The 3,179-nt window shown below is 48.9% G+C and carries 3 protein-coding genes; all 3 read left to right on the top strand.

Annotation, left to right across the window (positions count from 1 at the left end):
* The first annotated feature begins 122 nt into the window (after positions 1-122).
* Complete coding sequence (locus tag ABNT28_RS10555; protein WP_348721569.1) at positions 123-2,195, top strand: aminotransferase class III-fold pyridoxal phosphate-dependent enzyme; 2,073 nt, start codon at positions 123-125, stop codon at positions 2,193-2,195.
* The gene (locus ABNT28_RS10550) at positions 2,192-2,650 is read left to right on the top strand and encodes a GNAT family N-acetyltransferase (protein ID WP_348721568.1); all 459 of its coding nucleotides are present in this window, start codon (positions 2,192-2,194) and stop codon (positions 2,648-2,650) included. Before ABNT28_RS10555 ends, ABNT28_RS10550 begins: the two co-directional genes overlap by 4 nt.
* 17 nt (positions 2,651-2,667) lie before the next feature.
* The coding region (locus ABNT28_RS10545; protein WP_348721567.1) for a PIG-L family deacetylase at positions 2,668-3,179 on the top strand (512 nt) is incomplete at its 3' end.

Here is a 3,179-nt window from a genome sequence, read left to right as displayed (position 1 = left end):
AGCGCAGCTGGTTTTGCCCTTCTTGATTATGCCTTGGCAAGCGTGGCAGGTATTCAGCTTGATATCAAATCTGTCGAAAAGGATGTTGAAATTCTAACCTATACGGAAAGTGTAGCCCTTTCATGAGCCGATGTGTTGTCATAATTCAGGCCCGTATGGGGTCAAGCCGTTTGCCGGGGAAAACGTTGCTGCCTTTGGCGCAAACAACCGTTCTTGGCTTTATGATTGCACGGCTTAAACAGGCAAAGAAAATTGACGAAATTCTCATTGCGACAACTGACAATTCGGCGGATGATGTTCTTTGCCAAGAAGCTCAAAAATTAGGCGTCTCTCTATTCAGAGGGAGTGAGCATGATGTTCTTAAACGTTTTGATGATGCGGCTAAACACAGCCAGGCTGATGTGATTATCAGGCTGACAGCTGATTGCCCGCTGATGGATGGTGCGTTAATTGACACGGCGATTGATGCCTTTATGGCGGGCTCATACGACTATTTTAGCAATGTTATTAACCGTAGCTTTCCCGATGGTCTGGATATCGAAATATTCACCTCGGCGGCATTGGCAAGCGCCGCACGTGATTGCAAAGATGTATGGGCACGCGAGCATGTAACGCCTTATATGCGCAATGGGGCGGGCCTGCCGGTTGAAACTGGCGATTTCAAGGTTGGGCATTTCACAGCAGATGCAGATTTTGCGCATTTACGATGGACGCTTGATACTGCCCAGGATTATGAATTTCTGTGCGCATTGGCCAGTCATGATGTTTTAACGCGCGGGTGGCAGGACATTGTTTCGCTAATGACGCAAAACCCTGATTTGCTGATGTGGAACCGCGGTATAGCTGGCCGAGACATGGCCTTTGACAAAAAGGCGGATAGCGTTCCGCATGCCGGCTATCAACGATCGGTCCAGCATCTGTCTCGGGCTTTAAAAACAATACCTGTTGGCAGCCAGACATTCTCGAAAAGCTATCTTGGCTGGGTGGTCGGTCAGGCGCCAGTTTATGCCAAATCAGGAACGGGTGCGATTATCACAGATATCGACGGTAATCATTATATTGATTATATGATGGCACTGCTGCCGGTGGTGCTTGGATATGCTGATCCGTTTGTTGATGCGGCAGTGGTTCGCCAACTGGAACGCGGTGTCAGCTTGTCCTTATCCAGTGTTCTTGAAGCCGAGCTTGCAGAAAAGCTTGTCTCTCTGATCCCCTGCGCTGAAATGGTGCGGTATGGTAAAAATGGATCTGATGCGACAACGGCGGCGGTTCGTCTTGCGCGTGCGTTTAACGGGCGTGAGAAAATCGTTGTTTGCGGCTATCACGGTTGGCATGATTGGTATATTGGCACGACGGCTAAAAACCTTGGCGTGCCAAAGGCGGTGCGTGAACTCAGCCTGACATTTCCATTTAATGACGCTGATGCCCTTGCCGACTTGTTGATGAAGCATGGCGATGATGTAGCCGCGTTAGTGATCGAACCGACGGGCAAGCTGGTGCCTGAGGAGGGATTTCTGCAAGCGGTTCGCCAGCTATGTGATCATTATGGAATTGTGCTTATTTTTGACGAGGTCATTTCAGGCTTTCGGATCAATATGGGAGGCGCGCAGGCTGCCTATGGTGTAACACCGGATTTGGCGGCGTTCGGCAAGGCAATGGCAAACGGCTATCCATTATCGGCATTGGTTGGCCGACGTGATATTATGTCGACAATGGAAAACATATTCTTTTCTGCGACATTTGGCGGTGAATTATCGGCGATTGCTGCGGGTCTTGCGACAATAGAAAAGCTGGAGGCAAGCAACGCAGTTCAGCGCATAAACGGGCTTGGATCATCGATCATGTCAGGCTTGAATGAATCTTTGGCCAACGCTGGGCTTGGCTCCATGATCCAATATAGCGGCGAAGCATGGTGGCCGCGTGTTGCCTTTAATGATTTACCGATAGATCAGTCTTTTGCGCTTGCACTTATGCGTCAGGAATTCACCGCCCAAAACCTGTTGATTGCCTCGGGTTTGAACTTCTGCCTTGCGCATGATAACAAAGAAATATTGCAAGAAACCTTGGATCGCGCTGGATTAGCCTTTGAAAAAATGGCGGTGGCGTTTCAATCACCTGATCCCCAAAAGTTTCTGCGCGGGGATATTGCATTTTCAGATTTTGAGGTGCGGGGACATATGAAGGCTAAAACGTGAATGACCTAATGATCAGGCCGGCGGTAATTGAAGATGCTGCGCTGTTGTTGTCATGGGTGAATTCTGCGGATAGTCTGCGATGGAAACAGAATACCGCTGGTCCGGTTTCGCCAATGGAACATGATAATTGGTTGCGCAGCCGGTTGGCTGATCCGGCTACGAAAATCTGGATTATTGTCAGGAATGGTGTTGATATAGGCCAGGTCAGGCTGGAAAAGAAAGCTGATTTTGTTTACACGGATATATATTTAAGCCCTGCGGCACGCGGTAATAATAATGCGAGTGCGGGGTTAAATATTGCACTTGAAGCCTATAGCGTTATTGATGGTGGCCAGCAGTTTTGTGCGCTTGTGCATGTCGATAATGAAAGCTCGCAAAAGCTGTTTTCAAGAAACGGGTTCACGCAGATCGAAAATGATGATGGCGACTGGTTAAAATTTATAAGGCACGCATAATGACTAATGGCAGTGATATGAAAAAAGTTGCAGTGATCATGGCGCATCCCGATGATGAGGTGCTTGGTTGCGGTGCCAGCATTGCGCGTCTGGCCGGTGAGGGCGCATCGGTTCATATTCTGATAATGGCAACCGGCCTTACATCAAGGGGTGAGGCTGACGCCAAGGCACTTGATGCGTTGAAAGATGAAACAAAGGCGGCGGCGAACATGCTTGGCGCGGCCAGTGTGGAATTTGCTGATTTTCCAGATAATGCCATGGATACGCGGGCATTGCTGGATGTTGTGAAAACGGTTGAGATTTTTATCAGCAAGACTGATCCTGATATGATTTTCACGCATCATAGCGGTGATATTAACATTGATCATGACATCACACAGCGCGCCGTTCTTACCGCCGCCCGTATGTTGCCCGATACCAAGCCTATTGAAATTCTGGCTTGCGAAGTGCTGTCTTCAACCGAATTTGGCCCGGCTGATAAGCGCCTCAAGCCGCATTGTTATATCAGGGTCGGTGACGATAATTTGCA

This window comes from uncultured Candidatus Puniceispirillum sp. (assembly GCF_963979125.1).
Lineage (GTDB): Bacteria > Pseudomonadota > Alphaproteobacteria > Puniceispirillales > Puniceispirillaceae > Puniceispirillum.
This window is presented reverse-complemented; position numbering and strand designations above follow the sequence as displayed.

Coding starts and splice junctions, on each gene's coding strand:
- ABNT28_RS10555 (WP_348721569.1), top strand. CDS start 123: ATGAGCCGATGTGTTGTCATAATTCAGGCCCGTATGGGGTCAAGCCGT.